The organism is Proteus sp. fly-1089 (genome assembly GCF_040138965.1).
Classification (GTDB): Bacteria; Pseudomonadota; Gammaproteobacteria; order Enterobacterales; family Enterobacteriaceae; genus Proteus; species Proteus vulgaris_B.
Genome location: NZ_JBEETS010000001.1, coordinates 621,241 through 646,113, shown reverse-complemented (window position 1 = coordinate 646,113; position 24,873 = coordinate 621,241). Strand labels below are relative to the sequence as shown.

Annotated in this window: 20 protein-coding genes and 1 tRNA gene; 11 read left to right on the top strand and 10 right to left on the bottom strand. The window is 37.1% G+C overall.

Annotated elements, in window-relative coordinates:
- The first annotated feature begins 89 nt into the window (after positions 1–89).
- Together ABN080_RS03045 and ABN080_RS03040 are read left to right on the top strand one after the other, a co-directional pair.
- Positions 90–1,649, top strand: coding sequence for a bifunctional metallophosphatase/5'-nucleotidase (locus ABN080_RS03045; RefSeq protein ID WP_349440315.1), 1,560 nt, complete (start codon positions 90–92; stop codon positions 1,647–1,649).
- 191 nt (positions 1,650–1,840) lie between these two features.
- A complete protein-coding gene (locus tag ABN080_RS03040) occupies positions 1,841–2,584 on the top strand; it encodes a DUF4184 family protein (protein ID WP_197269210.1) in 744 nt (247 codons plus the stop codon).
- An 87-nt stretch (positions 2,585–2,671) separates the two neighbouring features.
- Here the strand turns inward: ABN080_RS03040 and mnmH are convergent, their stop codons facing one another.
- The gene (gene mnmH, locus ABN080_RS03035) at positions 2,672–3,757 is read right to left on the bottom strand and encodes a tRNA 2-selenouridine(34) synthase MnmH (RefSeq protein ID WP_349440314.1); all 1,086 of its coding nucleotides are present in this window, start codon (positions 3,755–3,757) and stop codon (positions 2,672–2,674) included.
- Positions 3,758–4,107: 350 nt separating this feature from the next.
- Between mnmH and ABN080_RS03030 the strand changes: the two genes are divergently transcribed.
- The 3 genes from ABN080_RS03030 (at position 4,108) to ABN080_RS03020 (ending at position 7,094) form a co-directional block, all read left to right on the top strand.
- Positions 4,108–4,179: transfer RNA gene (locus ABN080_RS03030), tRNA-Arg, on the top strand.
- A gap of 87 nt (positions 4,180–4,266) precedes the next feature.
- Positions 4,267–6,579 (top strand): hypothetical protein, encoded by a 2,313-nt coding sequence (locus ABN080_RS03025; protein WP_349440313.1) that lies wholly within the window; start codon positions 4,267–4,269, stop codon positions 6,577–6,579.
- A gap of 101 nt (positions 6,580–6,680) precedes the next feature.
- Positions 6,681–7,094, top strand: a complete 414-nt coding sequence (locus tag ABN080_RS03020; RefSeq protein WP_349440312.1) for a DUF6122 family protein — start codon at positions 6,681–6,683, stop codon at positions 7,092–7,094.
- A gap of 84 nt (positions 7,095–7,178) precedes the next feature.
- Here ABN080_RS03020 and ABN080_RS03015 read toward each other — a convergent pair whose 3' ends face one another.
- Entirely contained in the window at positions 7,179–7,655 is a 477-nt protein-coding gene (locus tag ABN080_RS03015; protein WP_349440311.1) for a hypothetical protein, read from the bottom strand.
- Positions 7,656–7,852: 197 nt separating this feature from the next.
- On the opposite strand from ABN080_RS03015, the gene yegD reads away from it, so the two are divergent.
- The 3 genes from yegD (at position 7,853) to ABN080_RS03000 (ending at position 10,760) form a co-directional block, all read left to right on the top strand.
- Entirely contained in the window at positions 7,853–9,205 is a 1,353-nt protein-coding gene (gene yegD / locus ABN080_RS03010; RefSeq protein ID WP_109408252.1) for a molecular chaperone, read from the top strand.
- 113 nt (positions 9,206–9,318) lie between these two features.
- Positions 9,319–10,344 carry a threonine aldolase family protein gene (locus ABN080_RS03005; RefSeq protein ID WP_349440310.1) on the top strand — a complete coding sequence of 342 codons (1,026 nt, stop codon included), beginning with the start codon at positions 9,319–9,321 and terminating at the stop codon, positions 10,342–10,344.
- A gap of 152 nt (positions 10,345–10,496) precedes the next feature.
- A complete protein-coding gene (locus ABN080_RS03000) occupies positions 10,497–10,760 on the top strand; it encodes a YjbD family protein (RefSeq protein ID WP_069369172.1) in 264 nt (87 codons plus the stop codon).
- 168 nt (positions 10,761–10,928) lie between these two features.
- On the opposite strand, the gene xylB is transcribed toward ABN080_RS03000, so the two are convergent.
- The 4 genes from xylB to ABN080_RS02980 form a co-directional block, all read right to left on the bottom strand.
- Entirely contained in the window at positions 10,929–12,383 is a 1,455-nt protein-coding gene (xylB, locus tag ABN080_RS02995) for a xylulokinase (RefSeq protein WP_349440309.1), read from the bottom strand.
- A 75-nt stretch (positions 12,384–12,458) separates the two neighbouring features.
- Positions 12,459–13,775, bottom strand: coding sequence for a xylose isomerase (gene xylA / locus ABN080_RS02990; protein ID WP_349440308.1), 1,317 nt, complete (start codon positions 13,773–13,775; stop codon positions 12,459–12,461).
- Between the two features lie 10 nt (positions 13,776–13,785).
- Complete coding sequence (nhaC, locus tag ABN080_RS02985; RefSeq protein WP_196553062.1) at positions 13,786–15,261, bottom strand: Na+/H+ antiporter NhaC; 1,476 nt, start codon at positions 15,259–15,261, stop codon at positions 13,786–13,788.
- A 6-nt stretch (positions 15,262–15,267) separates the two neighbouring features.
- Positions 15,268–16,437: a MalY/PatB family protein gene (locus tag ABN080_RS02980; protein ID WP_349440307.1), complete on the bottom strand. Its 1,170-nt coding sequence runs from the start codon at positions 16,435–16,437 to the stop codon at positions 15,268–15,270.
- Between the two features lie 189 nt (positions 16,438–16,626).
- Here ABN080_RS02980 and ABN080_RS02975 point away from each other — a divergent pair, with 189 nt between their 5' ends.
- Complete coding sequence (locus ABN080_RS02975) at positions 16,627–17,793, top strand: XylR family transcriptional regulator (protein ID WP_349440306.1); 1,167 nt, start codon at positions 16,627–16,629, stop codon at positions 17,791–17,793.
- 26 nt (positions 17,794–17,819) lie between these two features.
- Here the strand turns inward: ABN080_RS02975 and ABN080_RS02970 are convergent, their stop codons facing one another.
- The 4 genes from ABN080_RS02970 to ABN080_RS02955 form a co-directional block, all read right to left on the bottom strand.
- Positions 17,820–18,110, bottom strand: a complete 291-nt coding sequence (locus ABN080_RS02970) for a VF530 family protein (protein ID WP_072068053.1) — start codon at positions 18,108–18,110, stop codon at positions 17,820–17,822.
- A gap of 158 nt (positions 18,111–18,268) precedes the next feature.
- Positions 18,269–19,867, bottom strand: a complete 1,599-nt coding sequence (locus tag ABN080_RS02965) for an MFS transporter (RefSeq protein ID WP_072068052.1) — start codon at positions 19,865–19,867, stop codon at positions 18,269–18,271.
- Positions 19,868–19,931: 64 nt separating this feature from the next.
- Positions 19,932–21,800 carry an amidohydrolase family protein gene (locus ABN080_RS02960; RefSeq protein WP_196553067.1) on the bottom strand — a complete coding sequence of 623 codons (1,869 nt, stop codon included), beginning with the start codon at positions 21,798–21,800 and terminating at the stop codon, positions 19,932–19,934.
- Between the two features lie 281 nt (positions 21,801–22,081).
- Positions 22,082–22,420 (bottom strand): cyclic nucleotide-binding domain-containing protein, encoded by a 339-nt coding sequence (locus ABN080_RS02955; protein WP_349440305.1) that lies wholly within the window; start codon positions 22,418–22,420, stop codon positions 22,082–22,084.
- A 333-nt stretch (positions 22,421–22,753) separates the two neighbouring features.
- Between ABN080_RS02955 and ABN080_RS02950 the strand changes: the two genes are divergently transcribed.
- Complete coding sequence (locus ABN080_RS02950) at positions 22,754–23,794, top strand: LuxE/PaaK family acyltransferase (RefSeq protein ID WP_349440304.1); 1,041 nt, start codon at positions 22,754–22,756, stop codon at positions 23,792–23,794.
- A complete protein-coding gene (locus tag ABN080_RS02945) occupies positions 23,791–24,870 on the top strand; it encodes an acyl-CoA reductase (protein ID WP_349440303.1) in 1,080 nt (359 codons plus the stop codon). The genes ABN080_RS02950 and ABN080_RS02945 overlap by 4 nt, the downstream gene beginning before the upstream one ends.
- The last annotated feature ends 3 nt before the right edge of the window (positions 24,871–24,873 follow it).

Sequence of the window (24,873 nt, the reverse complement as noted above, 5' to 3'; positions counted from 1 at the left end):
ATCATACTTTTAATAACTCAGCTGTTATTAACTAGATATCGAACATCAACGACGTTATTTCAGTATTCTCATTATTACAGGATATTATTATGCATAAGCCTATTTTTATATTGCCTCTTTTAATTGGCACGTTATTAGGGAATTCTTCAGTTTTTGCTCAAGAAATTACCATTTATCACACTAACGATTTGCACGCGAATGCCGTTCCTTTTAAAGCTCCTTACGTTAGCCAAGATAGGTTAGTTGGCGGTTTTGCCAATATTGCAACCATCGTTAAAGAGGCAAAAAAAGATAATCCAGGTGTCTTATTTTTTGATGCTGGCGATTATTTTACAGGACCTTATTTAAGCACCTTAACACAAGGTGAAGCCATTATTGATATCATGAATGAAATGTCTTTTGATGCAGCCTCTGTGGGAAATCATGAATTCGACCATGGTGTTGAAAATATGGTTACACAGCTTAATAAAGCGAAGTTTCCCGTACTTTTAGGTAATATTTTCTATGAAAATAATGGGAAAGCTGTTTGGGATAAACCGTATATTATAGTAGAAAAAGAAGGTGTTAAGTTTGGTGTAATAGGACTACACGGTAAATTTGCTTTCTATGATACTGTCAATAAAGATAAACGAGAGGGTGTAGAAGCGAGAGACGAAGTTGAATACCTTAATAAATATCTTAATGAACTAAAAGGGAAAGTTGATATAACTGTATTACTGGTTCATGAAGGTGTTCCTGCAAGACAATCTAGCTTTGGCTCAACAGATGTCACCCGTATGCTACAAAAAGATATTGAATTAGCACAGCAAGTAAAAGGGTTGGATATTTTAATTACTGGACATGCTCATGTGGGTACACCAGAACCTATTAAAGTAAATGATACGTTGATTGTTTCTACGGATGCTTATGGCATTAATGTTGGAAAATTAGTTTTAGATATCAATGATAAAACTAAAAAAATTGATAGCTATAAGGGCGAATTAGTTAATATCTTTGCCGATGAACATAAACCTGATCCAGATACACAGAAAAAAATAGAAGCATGGACTAAAAAATTAGATGAAATTGCACAACAAAAAATTGGTAACGCCCATAATGAACTAACGCGCTCTTATGGTGGATCTTCTGAAATTGGTAATTTAATTACCGATGCTTTTTTAGTCACAGATAATCGAGCTCAAATTGCTTTTGTTAATAGTGGTGGTATTCGTAACGAGATCCATAAAGGAGATATTACGATCGGGGATATTATTAGTATGTTCCCATTCCCTGATGATTTAACTTACATGGAATTAAGTGGTAAAGATTTACGGGATTTAATGAATCACTCTGCAAATTTAACTAATGGTGTATTGCAGGCTTCTAGTGGTTTTGAAATGAAATATGATAGCTCTAAACCTGTTAATGAGCGTGTTGTTTCTGTTTCTATTAATGGAAAACAAGTTGAAGATAATGCTTATTATCCCATTATTGCTAATTCCTTCTTAGCAAGAGGCGGTGATGGTTTCACTGCCTTTACTCATGGCCAAAATACTAAAGATATTCCTAATACCAGTGCAGCAACGGCCGTTATTGAATATATTAAGCAAAAAGCCACTATCAACATGCCTAGAGAAGAACGAATTGTTGATATCTCCACAAAAAAGTAGTGTATAAATAACCAATAACCCATCATATAACGCCATTAATATTCTCACTATTTATGGCGTTTTTTGCATTAATTAATAAGAAGGCTTTTTATTAATCCAGCAGATCGCTGTGATATCAGATAAAACTTAACTCATCTGCTGATATACTCATGCTTATTTTGTTATTCACTTTGTTTTGTTGAGATATTCCTATGCCGTGGACTTTTTCACATCCTTCCATTGTTTTCCCGATAAAACAGTCCAGAATAGGCAAATATCTTAATTTACCTGCATTAATTGTGGGAAGCACTTCACCTGATTTACTCTATTCTTTTGGTTTATATCAATCTGCAACAACGGCACATGATTTATTAGGCTGGTTTTATACTGCATTTCCTTTTTGTATCTTCGTTTTTATCTTAAATTACTTATTCAGAAATCCATTAAAATGTGTATCGCCCATACCTTTATATGATCCTCTAAAATTCAATATTCGAGCATTATGTCTATTTGTTTTATCCCTGTATATTGGTGCAGTAACACATATTGTATGGGATTCATTTACCCATGAAACGGGAACTGCAGTCAGATTTTTTTCTGTATTACAGGCTCAATTATTACAAGGAATGACAGACAGCCAAGAGATTGCTATTTATAAATTATTACAACATTTAGGCTCGGTGATAGGAGTACTTTATTTGTGTTGGAAATACATTCAATATCAGCGTAAACAAAACTATCTAACACAAAAAGAAAACCGTATTAAATTATATCGCTTAGTTGGGATCGGCTTTCTGTCAGGCTTGTGTGCTTTACCTTTAGCTTTGCAATTCTCAAATAAAGGACAGGGGATCAACATTAATCGATTTATTTTCTTAGAACTATCTTTAGCTGTGCCTTTTTTCTTTGGTTTAATGATAATTTTAGGGTTATGGTTATATCGAACTAAAACTTGACCAATTAAACTAAAAAAGCCCCGTAATATAAATTTATGGAGCTTTTCTTTAGTGTCCGTATTTAATACAGAAAATCTTAGCTATTTATTAGTTTTTAAACCACTGCATGACTTCTTCATAACTTCCTTGGTAAATAATTTTATCTACCTTTTTGCTTAATTGATAACGATACATAGGATCGTAATACTCTTTCAGCAAAGGAGTTAACCAAGTAAAGTGAACTTCAGTATTGGCTTCTTTTTTTTGTATTTCTAACGCGTTATCGAGTAATTGTGTTAATTCCGCAGCTCGTTGAGATCCCAATCGACGGCGGATAGCGAATAACCCATGATGTAAATAATCACTATAAGCTTGCCAGCCTTTATCTTCGCCATATGCCTCTAGAAAATCATGAGTCATACGATCAAAATACTCTGCTTTTAAACGCTCAATGCGGCGCTCTAAGGGATCATCAACAACAACGATTGATGCCTCAGCCATTTTTGCTCGCAAACATTCAGGTAATCCATTAGCTCCAATAGCACGGCCTTCATCTTCGAGTACCCATCTCGTATATTTTTTTGATTTTTTCAACATTTCAACACCAAGATGGTTTTCAAATGTAGCTTGAGGGAATTGATCTTCAACAGTACGGCCAAAAGAAGAACCTCGATGATGAGCAATACCTTCAAGATCAATACCTTCAGGTAATGAACGCACTAATGTCGTTTTTCCATTGCCAGTACATCCACCAATAAGGATAATAGGGCGCTGAACGAACTCTTTGGTCATTTCAATAACAGCCTGTCTTAATGCCTTATATCCCCCTTCAATTAATGGGAAATCTATACCTGTGTCTTTAAGCCATTGCTGAACGATATGAGAACGCATCCCACCACGAGCACAGCAGATATAACCATTAGGAAATTGCTCACAGGCTTCACGCCAAGCTACAATTCGCTTATCACGGATTTCACCGCTAACCAATTGATGTCCTAAATCGACTGCTTTTTGTGAGCCTTGTTGTTTATAACAAGTTCCCACCGCCGCGCGCTCTTCATCATTCATTAAAGGCAAATTAATCGCATTAGGGATCGAGCCTTGATTAAATTCAATAGGTGCACGCACATCAATAATAGGTGTGTTAGTTGCAAGAATATGTCGAATATTTTGAGCAGAAAACGCTGATTCCATAATAAAAATTGTTATATCTAGTCTGGCTGAAAGATTGACTACTATACTCTTAAGAACATGTGATGACACGCTCTGATCGTATGTTTTTATTAAATTATAGTGTGTTATTTCTAACAGAATAATTTTCTATAGAACAAAAAAACACATCACTGTCAGTAAATCCTGTGGCATATTTTTAAATTTGTCACAGCAACATTTTACCACTGCTTAATATTTCTATCGCCCTGTGTCACCGACGTTAATTTAGCTAATAAGGGTAATAATTTTTGCTTAAAATCATCCATAAAGATGTAAATAATAGGTATAATTTAGATGATATTTTTTGTTTATCACTTATAATCACAACGTATTCCAGAATAGCTCAGTGGTAGAGCATTTGGCTTCGGACCGAAAGGGCGCAGGTTCAACTCCTGCTTCTGGATCCCTCATTAATAATAATTTCTATTGCTTGATCCCTTTCAGAGCAATCAAAAACCACCTTGAATACCCCTCTTTATTTGGTGAATATCATGGCTGATAAACAAAACCTATTACCCGTTGGACTTTCTTATGCACAATCGCAATTGGCTAAAGCGTTAAGCCAACCCGAGATAAATAACAATAAAGTTCAACAATGGGAAGCTGTCTTACACCAGATACTACAAGGGCAAGCCACTTATGGCAGTCGTACACCCTTCGAAAACACACCTGCATGGATCACCCTTGAGGTTATAACAGGAGGATTCGCCACTGGTAATTGGTTGGCTGGGGGAGAAATAACATCTGAAGAGCAACACTTATTAGATAAACTGCAAATAAAAACCTCACCTGAAAATCAACGATTAGCGTTAAATAGCTACTATTTAACTGATGAAGGAATGAATGTTCTTAATAAATGTTTAGATAATGAAAACTATCTTATTACGATTCCTGAAGAGAGTGTTTTACTCACTGTTGCATGGTTGATCAGAAATAAAGCTCAAGCTTACGCAAGGGACTTGCTTGATATTATTTCGCCTTGGTTTTCAACATTAAGATTTTACCCTCGCATTGTCGAACAGCCTGTTATTTCAAGCAGTACAGTAAGAGTGCAAGATCTCGATATAACAATTTACGATCTTAAAAGAATAAAGCCCAATAAACGAGTATTAGCACAAAAAGAAGCGGTGACTATTTGGCATCCTTTTAAAATGAAAATGGTAGCGTTACTTTCAGAAATTGTTGATAAGTCATCGAGTAATACAATTACATCGTTATGGAGGCAATCGGCAAAAGATCTTATTGCTGAATATTCCAAATTACGTAAACAATATTTCCTTTGCAATAAACCTGTAAAAAATAAAGGTGACTTTGCAAAATTACGTATTGCTATTGAGCAGTTATCCTTTGAGAATAATGAGTTAGATCTTCATCAAGTACAACATATTCGTATTTTATTACAACGCCATATCGAGAAGTATGGTGAACCAAACTCAGAGAAAAGCGATAAAATACAAAAAATAAAGCAAGGTGATGTGCAAGCACCATTACATTACACATTAAGTCGAGTCATTTTAAACCGACTTGATTGCTTAGATATTAATAATGGTTTTGATAATAAAGAAATCGCCACAGAGGCAATTTCTGAAAGTGAAGCAAATAAATTTAACTTAACACAAGGTTATCCTATTCCAAATATCATTACGTATAAAACAATGCGTAGTTTTAATACCACAGCAAGCCAGCTTGTCGAACAAAAGTTAATTACTTCTTCAGAAGCGTTAAGTCATATTATTCCTCAAATTACAGCGGGTTTACGTGCCAATAGTCTGTTAGATATTCCATTACGCCATCTTTACGAAAAAAACTATCGAGCATTTAAACAACGTCGCTCTTTGTTGTTATTAGATTTACAACATCAAGTACAACTAGAAGAGCTACCGTGGATTACGATTATTGACAAGTTTCGTACAAAACAAATTTCCAATAAAACTATCTTTACGGAAGTATTAAATGAGTTTCTATTATTAAACTTTCGTTATTTTCCACAAACGCAGCTACCTAATCCTTTATTACAAGAATTAAACTCACTGACATCTGAAATAGATCCAAGCATTAAATGGAGTGAAGAACTTGCCGCAGATATCTTTATGGGAATGTTCAGTAAGAAGATCGCGAATATATTGGTAAAAAATGCTGATTCAATTTTACCTTACAGTCTGTATTCACAATATTATAAAGTTGATTATTTACTGTTGAAGCATGAATTACTCACCGCTTTATCGCCAGTAAATACACAAGGGAGCGACCCTTATGCGACATCTCGCGTGATTTTAAAATGGTGTGAGGATAGAACAAATGAAAAATTTGGCTCTTATTCGCCGGCAATAAATGGGGAATTACTTGAACAATCCTACATATTAACAACCCATAATCTTAGTACCATTTTTAATGTGCTTGGTCTTGTTGACAAATTAAAACCATTCTTGCTTGATATGTGTAAACAATGTGTACAAGTCATCAATCGCTATTTACAGGCTCCTTATCGTGGTTATCATGCATCATTAATCATAATAAAAAATGCAGCTTATGCATGGCGACAATGTGTTTTTTACCTCTCGTATTTATCACAAGAAGAACTACAACAATTTGTCTTATGGGCAGAGAATTATATTGATACCCAATCTCAATATTTCAAAACACTATTTATGCCAATTTGGAATGGGCTAATGAGCGTAATAAATACGCCAAATGACTATAATTATGATGATAAAACATCACATCTTATTTTTTATGGTTGGTCTAAAAAACATTGGATGATGAAGACTATTTTAAAAGCCAATGGTGAAGAAATTTGTGAATAAACTTGAGATATACATCAAAATTAAATAGGCAAATAGACTGAACGGTTCTTTTTGCCTGTTTACTCTGTATAACATTATCTATGATTAGTTTAGAGGCTTAAGTGATATTTGAGATTTTTAGAACACTTTTACATTACAGCTTACATTTTTTAGCGCCTATTCTATTAGGCTATCTTTTCTGGCGTAAGAATTGGAAGATAGCCTCACTGCTTATGATTGGAACAATGGCTATTGATATCGACCATTTGTTAGCAACCCCTATTTTTGATCCCAATCGTTGTAGCGTGGGTTTTCATCCATTACACACGGTTTGGGCCGCTTTAGTTTATTTGGGTATATGGTTTTTACCCTCATGGAAATTAAAAGCTATTGCAATAGGATGTTTATTTCATTTATTTACCGACTCGATTGACTGCTATTTAGGTGGATTAAAACCCAGCCTAACAATAACGATGATTTGTGATAAAAATTACTTTATATCCGATTTCAGTAATAACTTTATTAGTCAAAAATAGAAAAGGGGTAAATCTCCCTTTGTTTTTGTTCTTTAGCAATTCGGTGTTAATAGCGACTACCAACGCAACATTGAAAGAAAAAGATCATAATAAACTGTTATCATCACCGAAAAAGTCACTGGCTAACCACTGCGTTACCGTTTTAGCATTAACTTGATTCGATTGTAGTTTTTCAATCGCAAAATATTCAGGGAATGAAGCATCTGATTCATCATACTCTTTTTCGAGTTGTTCTAATTTAGAGAGTGCGTTTTCATAGTTATCAAAAATAGCTTCAATATCTCGATAGATCTGACCAAAACCTTCACTAAAACGTGAAATAACATAATAAAAATCTGAAAGAGGGATATCACAACTAAAACTGCTTAATTTCACTTCTTCAACTTCAATCCATCTGTCTTTTTCAGTGAGTACTTTAACTTGATTTTCTTCGTTTTGATTATCTTTAATGAAAGTCATTTTTGCTTTTTCAGCAATATCTCTATTGTCAAAAGCCCCTAAAATAAAATCAGGACCTTCATAATCAGATATACCTATAATGCATAAATAAATTATCTTCATATTTTTTATACCTTCTCGTAAAAATCTCTAATTGTTTTATAACCATCTTAATTTTATTAAAAATATTATAAGCCACTCATACAGTAAATCACTTGTCTCATTGACGCTCTTTTTGACTTTATAATCTGGTGGTAATTGCAAAAATCTTGATGTAGAGTGCTCAGTCTTTTTTTAATGAAGTCTATTGGGGAGGCTGAATGTTTATAGGCTTTGATTACGGAACATCGAATTGTTCTGTTGCAATCATGAAAGAAGGAAAACCGACTCTTTTACCTTTAGAAGGTAATGATGTCTATATTCCATCGACCCTTTGTGCGCCAACCCGTGAATCTGTTTCTGAGCACTTATTTCGCCATTTAAATATAAAACCTTCCAGTGAAATTGGCGAACAATTACTAAGAAAGTCGATTGCGTTTAATCGAGAAGAAGATATTGAATTAGTACCTGAAGATATTCTTTTCGGACAATCTGCACTAAGTTTGTATCTACGTGATCCGCGCGATGTCTATTACGTTAAATCACCTAAATCTTTTTTAGGGGCTTCGGGCCTACATGATATACAAATTAGCTTCTTTGAAGATTTAGTGTGCGCCATGATGGCGAATATTAAACACCAAGCAGAAAAAAGCACACAAGAAGCAATTACAGATACCGTTATTGGTAAACCAATTAACTTTAATGGGTTAGGTGGTGAAACTTCAAATAAACAAGCTGAAAGTATTCTTATCCGCGCGGCTAAAAGAGCTGGCTTTAAGAATATTATGTTTGAATTTGAACCTGTGGCAGCTGGGCTTGAATATGAATCTACCTTAAATAAAGACCAAACAGTACTAGTTGTTGATATTGGCGGTGGTACAACAGATTGTTCATTAATTCAGATGGGGCCAAGTTATCAAGGTAAAACTGATCGTTCAAACACCTTACTTGCCCATAGTGGACAACGTGTTGGTGGTAATGATCTTGATATTTATCTTGCTTTTAAACAACTTATGCCTTTATTCGGTATGACAGGATTAACTTCTTCTGGTATTAAATTACCGCTGAAACAATTCTGGGATCCTATTGCGATTAATAATGTCGAGGCGCAAAAAGATTTTTATTCTCGTCAAAATTTAGCTGCATTAAATCAGCTTAGACGAGATGCGAAAGAACCTGAAAAAATAGCTCGTCTAATCGAAGTGTATAATGAAACACTGGGTTATAGCATTGTTCGACGTGCTGAAGAGGCTAAAATTGCCTTATCAGATTCTCCTGAATATATTGCTAATATCGCCTTGTTAAGTGAAACATTAGAATGCACCATTGAACGTGAACAAATGGTGGAGTCGATAGAATCCCCTAAAAGTAAAATGATTGAATTAGTTAATGATGCAGTTCAACAAGGGGGAATAAAACCGGACGCTATCTTTATGACAGGTGGTTCAGCGCGTTCACCGATTTTATGCCAAGCAATAGAACAACAATTACCTAATATCCCTATTGTGAAAGGGAATGATTTTGGATCGGTTACCGCAGGATTAGCCCGTTGGGGTGAGGTCTGCTTTAAATAACTTACTTTTTCAAGATATTAAAGCGCTTTACATTTAATCGGTGTATTGATTAGATGTGGAGCGTTTTTATTTATAAAACACAATAAAAAACACAACATTCGATAGGAGAACACATGTACCGCTTCCAAAATGATTATAATGAAATTGCACATCCCGCGGTCATGAAAGCAATCACTGATACAGTGGGTCAACGCTATGATGGATATGGCATGGATACACTTTGTCACCAAGCCGCTGAACTCATTAAACAGCGTATTCAACAGCCTGATGTGGATATTCACTTTTTTAATGGTGGAACCATCACCAATTTAACCGCGATTTCTCATTTTTTACGTCCACACCAAGCTGTTATTTCTGTGAGTACTGGACATATTGCAACACATGAAACCGGTGCTATTGAAGCAACAGGGCATAAAGTTATCACCACATTTTCGGCTGATGGTAAATTATCCCCGGCACTGTTAAAACCTATTCTTGCTGAACATAACGATGAACATTGGGTTCAACCTAAGCTGGTTTATATTACCAATGCCACCGAAATTGGTACGGTTTATCGCAAAGCAGAACTACAAGCACTCCGCGATTTTTGTAACGAACATAATTTGTGGTTATACCTTGATGGTGCTCGTTTAGCGACAGGGCTTATGTCTGCACAAAGTGACTTAACCATTGAAGATATCGCAAGTTTAACCGATGCGTTCTATATTGGTGGCACAAAAATTGGTGCTATGTCAGCTGAAACCTTAGTAATTTGTCATCCCGCATTAAAATCAGACTTTCGTTTTAGCTTAAAACAGAAAGGGGGATTACAGGCAAAAGGGTGGTTATTAGGGGCGCAATTTGAAGCTTTATTTAAAGATGATCTCTATTTTAAATTAGGTAAACACCTTAATGAAATGGCATCACAATTAACTGAATTTTTCACTGTACAAGGTTTTGAATTTTTAGCACCGCCAGAATCTAACCAAGTTTTTGTTATTCTACCAAATGCGATTGCGGAAAAATTAACTCAACAATTTGTTTTTCATCGTGTATTACTTGAAGATCCTAACTTGAGTTGTTTACGCCTTTGTACTTCTTGGGCAACAACACAACAAGATATTGATGGATTTAAAGCTGCATTTCTTCAATTAGTTTAATTTTTTTGTTTATGCATTACGCACTTATTCAGGCGTAATGCATTTTTAATGAAATAAGAGATTAATTACCCCAATTTTAAATATAATGATGGAGAGGTACCTTAATAATGTTATATTAATATCTCCTCACTCAACATAGGTAGGGTAATAGAATGAAGAAACTGACACTCCAAGAAATGACAGATGCCCAACAAATGCGAGTAAGAACCCGAATAGCTCAAGAAAAAAAGAAGTTCGGACGTGAATTAACTAATGCTGAAATGAACAGAACCAAAGATTCCATTATTACCGAAATCTCCCTCGAAGTTGAAAAAGCTACCAAAAAAGCACAAGCCCTCAAGAAAAAACAGAAATTAGCCCCTAGTGATGAAACTTATAGTTGGTCAGCCAAAAACCATCGTAGTGGCTATCGTTAATTTTTTGCCTTGCTAGTAAGCTCAATTACTAGCAAGGAATTACTTTAAAGATTGTTTTTTTCAATTAACTATTTTATTTTTTCTGTAGCCATATCTCTAAATAAGAAGAGATAAAACCACTCTTTATTGAGTGGCTTTAGGTATTTCCCTGATATTGACGCAATATTGCTATATTTCCATTGTATTAATTAATGAATATAGCTTTTTAAAAGCATGATATTTTTTCTCGTATGTTTTATGTTTTTCTAAATTGGGTATATGACGTTTTTCAAGCTTAGGTTGAGAAAGAATAACTTGTGATGAATGAGCGGGATTTACTGCTAATTGTGCAAGTCTTGCTGCACCAAGCGCAGGGCCAACATCACCACCTTGACGATAATCGAGATTTTTCCCTGTAATATCTGCAAGCAGCTGTCGCCAATATTCACTTCTGGCACCACCGCCAATTAACGTAATGCTATCAGCTAATTGCCCTGCATTATCAGCAACTTCAATCCCTTGTCGTAATGCAAAACTCACACCTTCAAGAACAGCTTGACATAAATCAGCTCGTTGATGTTCATGGGTTAATCCCCAAAATACGCCTTTGGCATCAGGGTTGTTATAAGGTGTTCGTTCCCCTGAAAGATAAGGTAAAAAGAGTAGAGGGCTATCCGCAAAAGTGGCGTTTTTAATGTCTTCAAACATCGCACTCACACTCTCAACTCCTGTCAATTGACACACCCAATCAAGACATGATGCCGCACTTAACATCACTGACATTAAATGCCATGTATTGGGTAATGCGTGACAAAAACTGTGCACTGCATTATCGCTATTTTGTAGAAACCGCTCACTTACCACAAAATAAACCCCTGATGTACCTAAAGAGAGCATTGCTTGACCGGGTTGATAAACCCCAACACCGATTGCCCCCGCGGCATTATCACCGCCACCAGCAATAATAGGTACTTGCTTCATATGCCATTTTTTAGCCACATCAGCTAATAGGTAACCGGTGATTTGATTACCTTCAAACAATGTTGGCATCTGTCGGCGAGTTAATCCTGTTGCACCTAAAAGTTCATCACTCCAATCACGCTTTTGCATATCCAACCAAAGCGTACCTGCCGCATCTGACATATCACTGGCAAAATTACCACTCATCTTCCAGCGCAAAAAATCTTTTGGTAATAAAATATGTGCAATACGTTGAAAAATATCGGGTTCATTTTCAGAAACCCACTGTAATTTAGGTGCCGTAAACCCTGGCATCACTAAATTACCAGTGATTTTTTTAAACTGGGGAAATTGTGTTTCAAGTGCTTGGCACTGTTTAAAACTACGACCATCGTTCCATAATATCGCAGGGCGTAGAACCGCTTGTTGAGCATCAAGCAAAACAGCACCATGCATTTGTCCGCTTAATCCAATTGCCTCTATTTGTTCCATCGGATAACTGTGTCCAAGCTGGAGAATAGCTTCTTCCGTTGCTTGCCACCATTGCTGTGGATCTTGTTCTGACCATTGAGGGTGAGGGCGTGATATTGCTAAAGCAACCGAATAACTTGTGACAACGTCACCACTTTCATTCATGATGATCGCTTTAACGCTTGATGTGCCTAAATCTAGCCCTAAATACATGAAGTTACCTCATGATGTTTATCTAATTAATAAACACAGCGGAAAATCCGCTGTGTTATTAGCATTATGATGCGATTATCCAAAAATATAGCGATTCACTAAGCTTTCTAACATTTCTTGGCGTCCACTTTGTAACTGTGGCGCTAAGGTATTGCTTTGTGCATGTTTCGCCACATCTTCAAGGCTTAATTTACCTTGTAGGATATTTTGGCCAAATTCAGCACTCCAACCTGAATAGCGCTGTGCCGTGAATTTATCAAGGCCACCATCTTGGATCATTTTTGCCGCAATACGTAATGCCATTGCCATTGTATCCATTCCTGAAATATGTCCGTAGAATAGGTCATATTTATCATTGCTTTGGCGACGAACCTTAGCATCAAAGTTTAATCCACCTGTCGTAAAGCCACCTGATTTAAGAATTTCATATATGACCAGTGCATTTTCTTCTACGCTATTTGGGAATTGGTCTGTATCCCAACCTAATTGAGGATCACCACGGTTAGCATCAACAGAGCCTAAAATGCCTAACGCAATTGCAGTAGCAATTTCATGGTGGAAGCTATGGCCTGCTAATGTTGCGTGGTTTGCTTCAATGTTTACTTTCACTTCTTTTTCAAGACCAAACTGTTTTAAGAAGCCATAAACGGTTGCCGTGTCATAATCATACTGATGTTTTGTTGGCTCTTGAGGTTTTGGCTCAATCAGTAATGTACCTTGGAAACCAATTTTGTGTTTATGCTCTACCACCATCTGCATAAAGCGACCAATTTGCTCTCTTTCTTGACGTAAATCGGTATTTAGCAGGGTTTCATAACCTTCACGTCCCCCCCATAATACATAGTTTTCACCACCCAGTGTTTTTGTCGCTTTCATCGCTTCACACACTTGTGTTGCAGCCCATGCAAAAACATCAGGATCAGGGTTTGTTGCTGCACCTGCGCCATAGCGAGGGTTAGTGAAGCAGTTCGCAGTTCCCCATAATAATTTAACGTTTGTTTCTTCTTGTTTTTTCGCTAATACGTCGGTGATCGCCACCATATTAGAAACATATTCATTGATGTTATTCCCTTCAGAAATCACATCAACATCATGAAAACAATAGAAAGGAACATTAAGCTTATGAAAGAATTCAAAGGCCACATCTGCTTTACGTTTTGCTTGCTCTAATGCTTCACCTGGTGTTTGCCATGGTCTATCAAAAGTACCGATACCGAACATATCAGAACCATTCCAGCAGAAGTTATGCCAATAACAAGCTGCAAATCTTAGGTGATCTTCCATTCGTTTACCCAAAATAATTTCATCAGGATCATAGTAACGAAACGCTAATGGGTTATCGCTTGTTGTGCCTTCATATTGAATTTGTTCAATTTTATCAAAGTAAGACATGGAACCGTCCTTATTTAGTATCAAGTTGTAATTCTGAATGTGATCCAAGCTCGGCAGTCATTTCTTCCTGCTCTTCTGGTGTTAATTTGGCAATGCCAAAGCCCGTAAAACCCCACAGCATGGCAAAGAAGATGCCACTCCAGCACAATACAGCCCAAGGTAAGTAACTTAAGGTTGCAACACCTAACGTACCCGCCATATAAGCGCCTGCGGCAGTCCACGGTAAAATAGGTTCAAAGATAGTGGCAGAGTCTTCTACAGTACGTGCCAGGTTTTTAGGATGTAATCCTCGTTCAATATAGGCACCACGTAACATTTCGATAGGAATAAGGATTGAGATTTGTCCATTACAGGTCACGCCAATCATGGTTAGTCCGCAAGCAATTGTGGCCATGATCATAGAGCCTGTTGAATGCACCATTTTTAATAGGGCATGGACAATGACTTCTAACGCGCCACTTAACGATAAAGTACCAGCAAAAGAGAGGGCGCAGAAACAGATAAGCAGAGTACTCATCATGGAGTTCATGCCACCACGATTTAGCAAATTACCTAACAATTCAGGAACTTCTTTACCTTGGATCATCGAGACATTGAAGCCATCAACCGCACTTTTTACGATATCATGTAAACCAAAACCTTGAATAAGATAAGCATTTAGCATTGCAATTGCAGCAGAAGCTAACATCACTGGGATAGTGGGTTTTTTTGTTACTGAACCATATAAAATCACTAATACTGGAATGAGAAGAATAAGGTTGAAGTTATAAACATTCTCAAGACCATTTGTTATTAATGTCACTTTTTCTGGCACACCTTGACCCGCTAAATCGCCATTCATGCCATAAACAGTCATCACAATCGCCGTTAAAATCAACGAAGGCAGTGTGGTATAAAGTAAGTGCCAAATATGTTGATAAAGGTCGATCCTTGCTGCCATTGCGGCAAGGTTAGTATCACCTGATAACGGTGAAAGCTTGTCACCAAAATAGGCTCCCGCGACTACGGCACCGGCTGTTGCTGCAAGGTTTGCATCCATACCTACGGCAACACCCATAAATGCAACACCTATGGTTCCTGCTGAACCCCATGATGTTCCCGTACAGACCGACACCAATGACGTGACCAGTAATGCTGTAACATATAGCATTTCTGGGCTGATCATTTTTAAACCGTAATAGATCATCAAAGGAATGGTGCCACCAATCATCCATGTGCCTATTAACAAGCCCACACTGATTAAAATCAGCAATGCTGGCATAGTTTTAGCAATCTTTTGTGAGATAGCAGTTAAGATCTCCTCATAGCGATATCCCAACCGTTTTACTAACAGTGCAGCCACAACGGTCGAAAGCACCATTAATGGTTCTGGTGGTAAATCAAAAGCGGCGTAGCCTCCTCCTAATAACACCACCATAGTGAGAATAGGAAAGAGCGATTCAAGAAGCGTAGGTGTTCTTGGGCTGTTTATCGTTTGCGTTTTCATTGTAATTTATTCCAAACTGGCGTGAGGTAAGGTACGAATAAGCCGAGTGAAAACGGTTTCTAATATTGAACGAGGTGTCGCGATATTAATGCGGAAAAAACCATCCCCAACCGCACCAAAACCACGCCCCCAACTCATTTCCACTTCGGCTAATGAAACAAACCAATGTTTTAGTTGTTCTTCAGTTAATTGCATTTTTTGGTAATTAATCCATAGCATGTAGGTGCCATGACTTTGTGTGACAACCCAATCGGGAAAGTGACGTTCACATTGTTCTTTTACCCAACGTCGGTTATCAGCAAGGTACGTTTTTAATTCACCAACCCATTGTTGACCTTGTAAGGTATAGGCTTGTAAAAAAGCGGGAACTGAGAAATAACCAGGATTATGAATACCCGCAGCAATTAAGCACTGTTTGAATTTTTCACGATACTCGGGGTTAGCAATCACAATATTCGCTATCTCTAGCCCCGCTAAATTGAAGGTTTTCGCTGGAGATGTACAAATAAAAGAGTGCTGTTCTACATAGGTGTTTAAAGATGAAATAGGATGATAGAGAGCATCATCAAAAACAAAATCTGCGTGCACATCATCAGAAATAATAAAGACCTGATATTTTTGTGCGAGCTGTGCAATTTTTAATAAATCATCTTTTTGCCATACCGTACCTGTTGGGTTATGAGGTGAAAGCAACATAAAACAGACGGACTGTTTAAACTTACTTTCAAGATCATCAAAATCAACTTCATAATACCCATCCCGATAAATTAACGGGCTTTCTAATAGCTCGCGGTTATTTACACAAACAGCATTGCTAATAGGGTGATAAGCTGGAGATAGCGTTGTGACTTTATCGCCTATTTGTGTGAAATTCTGGATATAAAGTGAAACGGCTTGTATAACGCGAGGACAAAACACAATCGTCTCAGGGGCAACTATCCATTGATATTGGCTTTTAAACCAATTAGCGGCAACGTTATTCCAATCATGGCTAAGATCGGTATAGCCATAAATTCCCTTGTGATTAAATTCAGCAAGTTTGTTTGTAATAAAATCAGGCGCAGCAATTTCCATATCTGCAACAGATAATGGAATAACATTGGCGTTACTATTACACCATTTTGCGCTATAGGTATTTTGCCTAGAAATTAATTTATTAAAGTTATTCTGATACATGAAAAATCTCCTCGGCAATCGTGTTTAAAAACAAAATACTCGTTGTTCTTAACATTGGTTATTCCTATTTTTTACTTTGCTATTACGAAATTTGGCTTGTGTGATAGTAATCACATAGCGATGAAAGCAAGTTCTTACAAAATTAAAGCTATGGTTTAATGCCAGCCTTGGGGGAATAGGTAAACGAAAATGAAAAAAGATACATACTTTCGTATTGTGTTGTTATTCAATGCTAATAAAGTGTATGACCGTCAAGTGGTTGAGGGGGTTGGAGAATATCTTCAGGCCTCACAGTGCCATTGGGATGTCTTTATTGAAGAGGATTTCCGTACTCGACTGGATAATATTAACCACTGGGTCTGTGACGGGATTATTGCAGATTTTGACGATCCAATTATTGCTAAGCATTTAAGCCAATCATCGTTAGCAGTAATTGGTGTAGGTGGATCTTATCATCAAGAAAAAAATTATCCTCCCGTACCTTATATCGCCACCGATAATTATGAATTAGTTCAACAAGCCTTTTTACATTTAAAACAGAAAGGGCTTAAGCATTTTGCTTTTTATGGTCTACCCGCCAAAGATCACCCTCATTGGTCTAATGAACGAGAGCACGCTTTTCGCCAATTAGTCACCAGTGAAAAGTATTCAGGTATTGTTTATAACGGCATGGATATTACACAAGAAAATTGGCAACACGCGCAAAATCGTTTATCTGATTGGATACAAACTTTACCACCACAAACAGGAATTATTGCTGTCACCGACGCAAGGGCGCGTCATTTATTACAAGTATGCGACAATTTAAACATTAATGTACCTGAAGAAATAAGCATTATCGGAATCGATGATGAAGATATGACACGCTATTTATCCCGTATTGCATTATCTTCTGTTGTGCAAGGTTCACGGCAAATGGGATATTTAGCCGCAAAATTATTACATCAAACCCTAGATGGGCATGTAACAGATAAACAGCAAAGAATATTAGTTCCCCCCGTTAAAATTGTTGAACGGCGCTCAACTGATTTTCACTCATTTAACGATCCCACCGTTGTTCAAGCTATGCATTATATTTATTACAATGCCTGTAAAGGGATAAAAACAGAACAAGTTTTAGATGCAGTTAATATGTCGCGTTCTAATTTAGAGCAACGGTTTAAAAAGGAAATTGGCAAGACAATTCATACGGTTATTTATGAAGAAAAACTCAAACGTGCTCAAAATTTATTAGCCACCACAACACTTGCGATACAAGAAATATCCGTGATGTGTGGCTATCCGTCATTGCAATATTTTTATTCTATCTTTAAAAAAGAATTTGGTATGACACCGAAAGAATTTAGGGATGAGTGAGAAAATATAACAATAAAATAAAACACTTATCGCTTTCTACTATTCGCCCACGGATCACAATCAGGACTATCGATAACTTCAATCACATCATCAATATCGGCTTCAAGAGAATCTAGGTAAAGCGCTTCTACTTCAGCACGTGCCCAAGGGGTTCTACGCAAGAATTTCAAACTTGATTTCACGCTAGGATCACTTCTAAAGCAGTTAATCTTGATAAGTTGACCTAATTTAGCCCAACCATATTTAGCCACCAGCGCATTTACTTGCATTTCAAGAGTGACGCCATGTAGCGGATCTTTAGAAATATGTCCTGTCATGATTTTCTCAAATACGTATTATTAATTTCAAGGTAAGAAGCGGTGCAGAGTACAAGAAAGTAGGATGAGAGGCAATGAAAGGATAGAAAACATAAAACCACTCACACACCTTATTGATCGAAATAAATACAAATAAGATGTATGAATGGTTAATGTGGTTATTTTTTTGGTGAAAAAGCAGAAAAAGCGTGTGTTACTTTTTTGGCACTGATTATTTTATCTAATTGTTGTTGCAATTGTTTATCATCCATTGTCGCGCGATCATGTTGACGAAGATGTTCAGCCCAAGAAGCCACCATAAACGTTTCCATATAAGATTGAGTGTTATTTTCCGTAATAGCATCAGATGAAACAAACAATCCCCATGAATAACCGCCATCTCTTAAACGAACTGTTTTTAGCCGATTCATTAAACTGAGAAATTGCTCACTGTGAATTGCTTCAATTTGATAATTTACAGTAATTAACACAGGGCCTTTATCCGTTGTGATCTCAATAAGTCCATCATCAAGAATAAAGTGTTCTGAATGCTGTAAGTTGATGTTGTCATGTTCTAATTTGACACGCAAAACACATAACCAAACTAAAATAATCCCAACCGTTGCGCACAGCAAAGCTATCGTTACTGAAGTATGCGAAGCGATTTGTCCCCAAACAAGAGAGCCTAATGCCATCGAGCCTGAAAACACCGTTAAATAAAGTGCTAGACCTCTCGCACGAACCCAATTAGGCAAGGCTGTCTGTGCAGAGACCATTAATGTGGAAAGGGTGATTATCCAGCTAAATCCAGCGAGCATACTCGCGAAAATAGCAAGATATTTTGAAGTCGCACTGGCGAAAATAAATAACACCAATGCTGTACCCACGGTGCCAATAGCAATCAATGTGCTGGTACTCAATTTTTCACGCAATGTTGATAAACTAAATGCGCCAATCACAGCACCAATACCAATGCTAGTTGTTAGTAATCCATATAATGTCGCATCACCGTGTAGTGAAACTCGGGCGACTAGCGGTAACATTGCCCAATAAGCACTCGCAAAAATAAAAAAGCTGGCCGCTCTTATAATCGTTTTGATCAGCGCAGGGCTATAACGCGCATAGCGTAAACCGGAGATCATCGCGGCAACAACAGATTCAGCGGGGAGTTTTTCCTCTTCTTTTTTCTCACCTTCCCACCACCAGACAGCAAGAATAATGGCGATAAAGCTCAAGGCATTAAGTAAAAAGGGTAAATAAAGGCCAACTTGAGAAATCAAAATACCAGCAAGTGCGGGGCCTATTGCACGGCTGATATTAATTCCCATACTGTTTAAAGCAATACCTGACTTTAATTCATGGGGCTCGACAATACTTGGTACAATCGCTTGCCATGCAGGGCCTAAAAATGCCGCGCCAGAACCCAAAACAAAGGTAATTAATAATAACCAGCCAATACTGATAACGTCGAAATACACAAGAACCGCTAATAATGAAGCGGCACAGAGCATCAAAATATTGACGAAAATAAGCAATTTTCGTTTATCAAAAATATCAGCAATGGCTCCAGCTGGGAGTGCCAATAAGAAAACAGGTAATGTTGTCATGGCTTGAATAGCCGCAATCATAACGGGATCAGGGCTTAGGTTTGTCATCAACCAACCGGCACCCACATCATTCATCCAAGTCCCAATATTAGAAAATAGCGTTGCCATCCATAATACGAAAAAAATACGATTACGTAAGGGCGACCACGCGGAAGTACGTTGCGTTGCCATAGTCTCATCTCTCTTTATTTGAGATGACCAGTAAATAATTACCGACCATCGTTATTATAAAATATTAAAATGCAAAGCAAGAGCAACCTAAAGCGCCCCAAAATGCATTATCATCTGAAACAGGAATAGATGATTGACGAGCGATATCATGTTGATGTCCATGAACATGACATGCACCACAGCATTGATGTAACTGATTTAAAACCGCTGCTTTTGTCTCTTGTTGTAAGTAAGAATAATGACCTGGGACTTTGATCACAGGCGACCAATCCGGCAATACCGGAATAGATGGCGGTGTTAACGATGAGAATGCACCATTTGCATACACGATCTTGCCATCCACTACCGTTAAAAGTGATTCAATCGCTTTGATCTCGTTTTCTGGTACTCGAAAATAATCAGCAGAAAGAGCGATAAAGTCGGCAAGTTGACCTGCTTTAATTTGACCTTTTTTACCTTGTTCATTAGAGAACCATGAACTCCCCATAGTCCAAAGCATTAAGGCAGTATCTCTGTCTAAACGATTATCACCATCATACATTTGCATACCACCCACAGTACGCCCCGAAACTAACCAATAAAGCGCTGTCCACGGATTGTAACTAGCAACACGAGTTGCATCTGTACCTAATCCAACAGGAACTTGTGCATTTAGCATTTTGGCGACAGGCGGTGTTTGTTTTAGTGCTTTTGTGCCATAGCGTTGTGCAAAATATTCACCTTGGAATGCCATACGATGTTGAATTGCTAATCCACCGCCAAGCGCTTTAACACGTTCAATATTTTTCTCACTGATGGTTTCAGCATGATCGAAAAACCAATGTAGTCCATCGAAAGGAATATCTTTATTTACTTTTTCAAAGACATCTAACATTCGGCTAATGGATCCGTTATAAGTGGCGTGTAAACGAAATGGCCAGCGATGTTCAACTAAGTGACGGATCACTTTTTCTAATTCAGCTTCCATATTTTCAGGAAGATCAGGTCTTGGCTGTAAAAAATCTTCAAAATCAGCCGCAGAAAAAACCAACATTTCACCTGCGCCGTTATGACGATAAAAATCACTACCATCACCGGGTGATACCATTGATGTCCATTGTTGGAAATCTTCAAATTCTTGTTTTGGCCTTTGGGTAAATAAGTTATAAGCAATACGAATAGTTAATTGATTATTCTTAGCGAGCTCATCAACAACTTGATAATCTTCTGGATAATTTTGAAAACCACCCCCTGCATCAATGGCGCTAGTTACACCAAGACGATTCAATTCTCTCATAAATTGGCGAGTTGAATTGACTTGATATTCAAGAGGTAATTTAGGGCCTTTTGCTAATGCAGAATAGAGCAACATAGCGTTAGGTTTTGCTATCAACAATCCGGTAGGGTTGCCATGTTCATCACGCTGAATTTCACCACCCGGTGGGTTTGGTGTCTCTTTGGTATAACCAATCGCACGCAGTGCCGCTTTATTTAACAATGCACTGTCATAGAGGTGTAATACAAAAACTGGCGTATCAGGAGAAACCGCATTAATTTCGTCTAGCGTTGGCATACGACGCTCTGCAAATTGAAACTCGCTCCAGCCACCAACAACACGTACCCATTGTGGTGACGGTGTCACTTGAGCTTGAGCCTTTAACATATCAAGGGCAATAGACAAAGAGGGCACGCCTTCCCACCGTAATTCTAGATTGTAGTTTAATCCACCACGAATGAGGTGCAGGTGTGAGTCATTAAGCCCAGGAATAATAACGTGGTTTTCTAGATCAATGATTTTTGTTTCTGCATTTTGAAACTGCATCGCTTCATCATTTGAGCCAATAAAAAGAAATTTACCTTGATAGATAGCTATCGCTTGAGCAATAGGATTTTCTCTATCAAGAGTATGGATCTCACCATTGATAAATATTTCAGACGCGAAAGTTTTATTCATGATTTTTGATTTCCTATTTAAAAGGAATTAACCCTTTGTTAAATAAAAGGCGTGAGCGTACCGTGCTTTATTCGTAATACAGATAACTATTTATTTTTAAAATAAATTAAAGATATGAAGGTGAGTTTTTTATATTTATTCCAGCAGGTTTATTAAATTGTAGCTTAAGTTTATTTCATTACCATTTAAAACATTTGCTTTAAGGGAACAAAAAAAATGAACAAGATAGAAATGAGGTAATTGATTGATATTTAATTAAATACCTATCATTTACAATCTATTCATTTGGAGCTATCAATGTAGGATAAGCATTCACAATCTAATACCGTTATTGATTTGTTCTTTAATATAATCGTTTTAATACTCACTAAATGTGCTAAAGCGCGGTTTAATTGTCTGGTTGAAATCCCCAGTATTGCCGCTAATGGATCTCTTTTTTCTAATTGAAAAGAGAGTCCTTCTTGCTGAGTTTTAAAAAATAAATATCGGCGTAACTTAAATTCTGAAGAATAGGATGATTGAGAGTGTTTTAACGATGATTGATAAAGTTTTTTGCTTAATTGTTGGCAAATAAAAGTCAAAAAATTTGCATCTTGTAATGCTTTAAAAACTTTCAGCAATGTAATATCGATGCTCTTAATGCTAGTTTTATTTCCAATAACGTTCGTGAAAAGCTAATGGATAAGCTCAGCTATTTTTACGCAAAATAGCAATTCACTCATCATAATCCATAAGAAAGAACACTTTTATTTTTAAGGTGTTCTCTTTATTTTTAAGCGGAAATACCTATTTATCAAATAATGATTATTCAATCTAGATAAAACAATGTGATATAAAACATAAGAATAGTGAAATATAATCACATCTTTCCTATTTTAAGAATAATTACATTCAATAAGTAAAAATAATTGCTGACTATGTTGATATAACCTTTATCAATGTAAGGATACATCATGTCAGAAAAACAGCGTCATAAAATTGATAGCTTAGTTAATCTTACTCAACCTTATGCTGTTGATAGTTTTGATGATGCTCTTTTTACTGCATCTATGGATGAAGCAGATATCTGGCATCGCCAACATAATGCTAATTATCAATCGCTGTGGGAAAAAATGCCTCAACCGGTTATCCCCGTTAATTTATTTAAAACCATGGATTTAGCGACGCCAACACATCGTAATGGTATTTGGCTAAATAGTTCAGGAACGGGACAACAAGGGAAAACACAAGTTTTCTTTGATGAGAACAGCCTAAAGCGCATTGAAACGGCAATGATACAGATTTTCTGTCACAATAGCCTAATATCCACAAACCCAGCCCATTTTCTGATGTTATCACCTGATCCTCAATCTGGCGATCATGCTGGTTTTGCCACTGCTTTCTTAAAATTCACCCAATGTGCACCGATTAAAGAGCTTGTTTTTACGGTATCAGAACAAGGCCAATTTGATACAAAACTCGCATGGTCAACATTACAACGTTGGGCGAACGATCCGGCTCCTATTTATATTCTTGGGTTAACCCTTTTTTTTGAACACTTATGTTTAAGCCGACCAGAACCCTTCACGCTGTTATCACCGATTAAAGGCTTAACGGGTGGGGGATGGAAAGGGATGACAAAGCGACTTGAACGACCAGATATTATCCAAGGATTAAAAGAAACCTTACACGCTCCTAATGTTGATATTCGTGATATTTATGGCATGACAGAGCATCCTCTACACTACATTAGTTGCAGTGAAGGGCATTTTCACATTCCAGCTTATTCTCGTTTTGCCATTATTGATGAAACAGGTGATCGGGCACCAGAAGGTAAAACAGGATTTATTCAACTTGAAAATCCTTTTTTTGATTCTCTTCCTTCTCAACGTCTGTTAACCCAAGATTTAGGAATATGGGGAACACAATGCGCTTGTGGTCATTCTTTACCCTATATTCATTATATTGGAAGAGCAACTTCACCAGAGGGCACTTGTGCTGCACAGATAAAATGATAGAAGCTATACTTGTTCGTTTAGCAAACATTAAACTGTGTTTAATACACTGCCTTAATGAAAACTGGTTATTTTCTGATGATATCTTAACGCAAAAATTCTGCCTTGAACGTTTAAAACAATGGGCTTATAGCGATGCTCTAGCACAAAAAGTGGCTAATGAGTTAGGAAATAAAAATTGGCGTGCGCCCAATAAATTATTAATTGTCGTCTCTGAAAAAGATCCCCTTGGTACATTAGAAGCCTTACTTGCAGGCTATTTAATTGGTAGCCCCATCAGAATAAAAGCACGATTATCCACACAATGGCTTTATTCATTACGGGCATATTTAGGATTAAATGAAAAACAGTGTGAAATTCTAAATTGGTCGAGTGAAAATCAAAATGATGAGCTTGTTCTTGAAGGTGTTGAAGCCATTTTATTAGCGGGTAGTGATGCACTCATTCAGCATTATCGCCAAATAACACCAGCACATATTAAATTGATTGAATTGGGCCCCAAAATAAGTGGAATGGCTATTTTGGAAGATTCATTACCTGATATTTCTTTGGTGTTAAATGATGTGTGCTTGTTTAGGCAACAGGTTTGTAGTTCCCCACGTTTTATTTTATTAGAGAATAAAACTTGTGCAGAACAACTCTATCAGCAACTTTCTATCGTATTACCCACATTACCGCCATTACCAAAGGCTTTAAAACTTCAACAAATGGCACAAGCCCATGAGTATTCATTGTCTCGTGAGCTACTCAATAATGAAAAACCAACACGTTATGATGCAAAATCAGGTTGGGCAGTCACTTATCACACCCGATTTATGCCTCAATATTGGCTCAACTTTGGCTTTCAATTGGTTGTTGGCTCTGTGGAACATCATTTGCAATTAGCCCAAAAAGAGTGGTTTGCACGCTTACAAACACTGGCTTATCACGGTTCTCTCTCTTCACTTTCACTACAAAATTACTGTTTCACTCGTTATTGCCCCATTGGCACAATGCATTCTCGCCCAATGACAGCAACGCATGACGGCTTTTTTATATTGTCTTCACTGGTGTTCTTTGTGAGTAAAGAAGGATAACAA

What these genes read in the sequence shown, in the direction of transcription:
- ABN080_RS02945 (WP_349440303.1), top strand. Translation starts at nt 23,791, where the DNA reads ATGATAGAAGCTATACTTGTTCGTTTAGCAAACATTAAACTGTGTTTA.
- ABN080_RS02980 (WP_349440307.1), bottom strand. Translation starts at nt 16,437, where the DNA reads ATGTATCAGAATAACTTTAATAAATTAATTTCTAGGCAAAATACCTAT.
- xylA (WP_349440308.1), bottom strand. Translation starts at nt 13,775, where the DNA reads ATGTCTTACTTTGATAAAATTGAACAAATTCAATATGAAGGCACAACA.
- ABN080_RS02960 (WP_196553067.1), bottom strand. Translation starts at nt 21,800, where the DNA reads ATGAATAAAACTTTCGCGTCTGAAATATTTATCAATGGTGAGATCCAT.
- mnmH (WP_349440314.1), bottom strand. Translation starts at nt 3,757, where the DNA reads ATGGAATCAGCGTTTTCTGCTCAAAATATTCGACATATTCTTGCAACT.
- ABN080_RS02970 (WP_072068053.1), bottom strand. Translation starts at nt 18,110, where the DNA reads ATGACAGGACATATTTCTAAAGATCCGCTACATGGCGTCACTCTTGAA.
- ABN080_RS03015 (WP_349440311.1), bottom strand. Translation starts at nt 7,655, where the DNA reads ATGAAGATAATTTATTTATGCATTATAGGTATATCTGATTATGAAGGT.
- yegD (WP_109408252.1), top strand. Translation starts at nt 7,853, where the DNA reads ATGTTTATAGGCTTTGATTACGGAACATCGAATTGTTCTGTTGCAATC.
- xylB (WP_349440309.1), bottom strand. Translation starts at nt 12,383, where the DNA reads ATGTATTTAGGGCTAGATTTAGGCACATCAAGCGTTAAAGCGATCATC.
- ABN080_RS03000 (WP_069369172.1), top strand. Translation starts at nt 10,497, where the DNA reads ATGAAGAAACTGACACTCCAAGAAATGACAGATGCCCAACAAATGCGA.
- ABN080_RS03040 (WP_197269210.1), top strand. Translation starts at nt 1,841, where the DNA reads ATGCCGTGGACTTTTTCACATCCTTCCATTGTTTTCCCGATAAAACAG.
- ABN080_RS03025 (WP_349440313.1), top strand. Translation starts at nt 4,267, where the DNA reads ATGGCTGATAAACAAAACCTATTACCCGTTGGACTTTCTTATGCACAA.
- ABN080_RS02975 (WP_349440306.1), top strand. Translation starts at nt 16,627, where the DNA reads ATGAAAAAAGATACATACTTTCGTATTGTGTTGTTATTCAATGCTAAT.
- ABN080_RS03045 (WP_349440315.1), top strand. Translation starts at nt 90, where the DNA reads ATGCATAAGCCTATTTTTATATTGCCTCTTTTAATTGGCACGTTATTA.
- ABN080_RS02965 (WP_072068052.1), bottom strand. Translation starts at nt 19,867, where the DNA reads ATGGCAACGCAACGTACTTCCGCGTGGTCGCCCTTACGTAATCGTATT.
- ABN080_RS03005 (WP_349440310.1), top strand. Translation starts at nt 9,319, where the DNA reads ATGTACCGCTTCCAAAATGATTATAATGAAATTGCACATCCCGCGGTC.
- ABN080_RS02950 (WP_349440304.1), top strand. Translation starts at nt 22,754, where the DNA reads ATGTCAGAAAAACAGCGTCATAAAATTGATAGCTTAGTTAATCTTACT.
- nhaC (WP_196553062.1), bottom strand. Translation starts at nt 15,261, where the DNA reads ATGAAAACGCAAACGATAAACAGCCCAAGAACACCTACGCTTCTTGAA.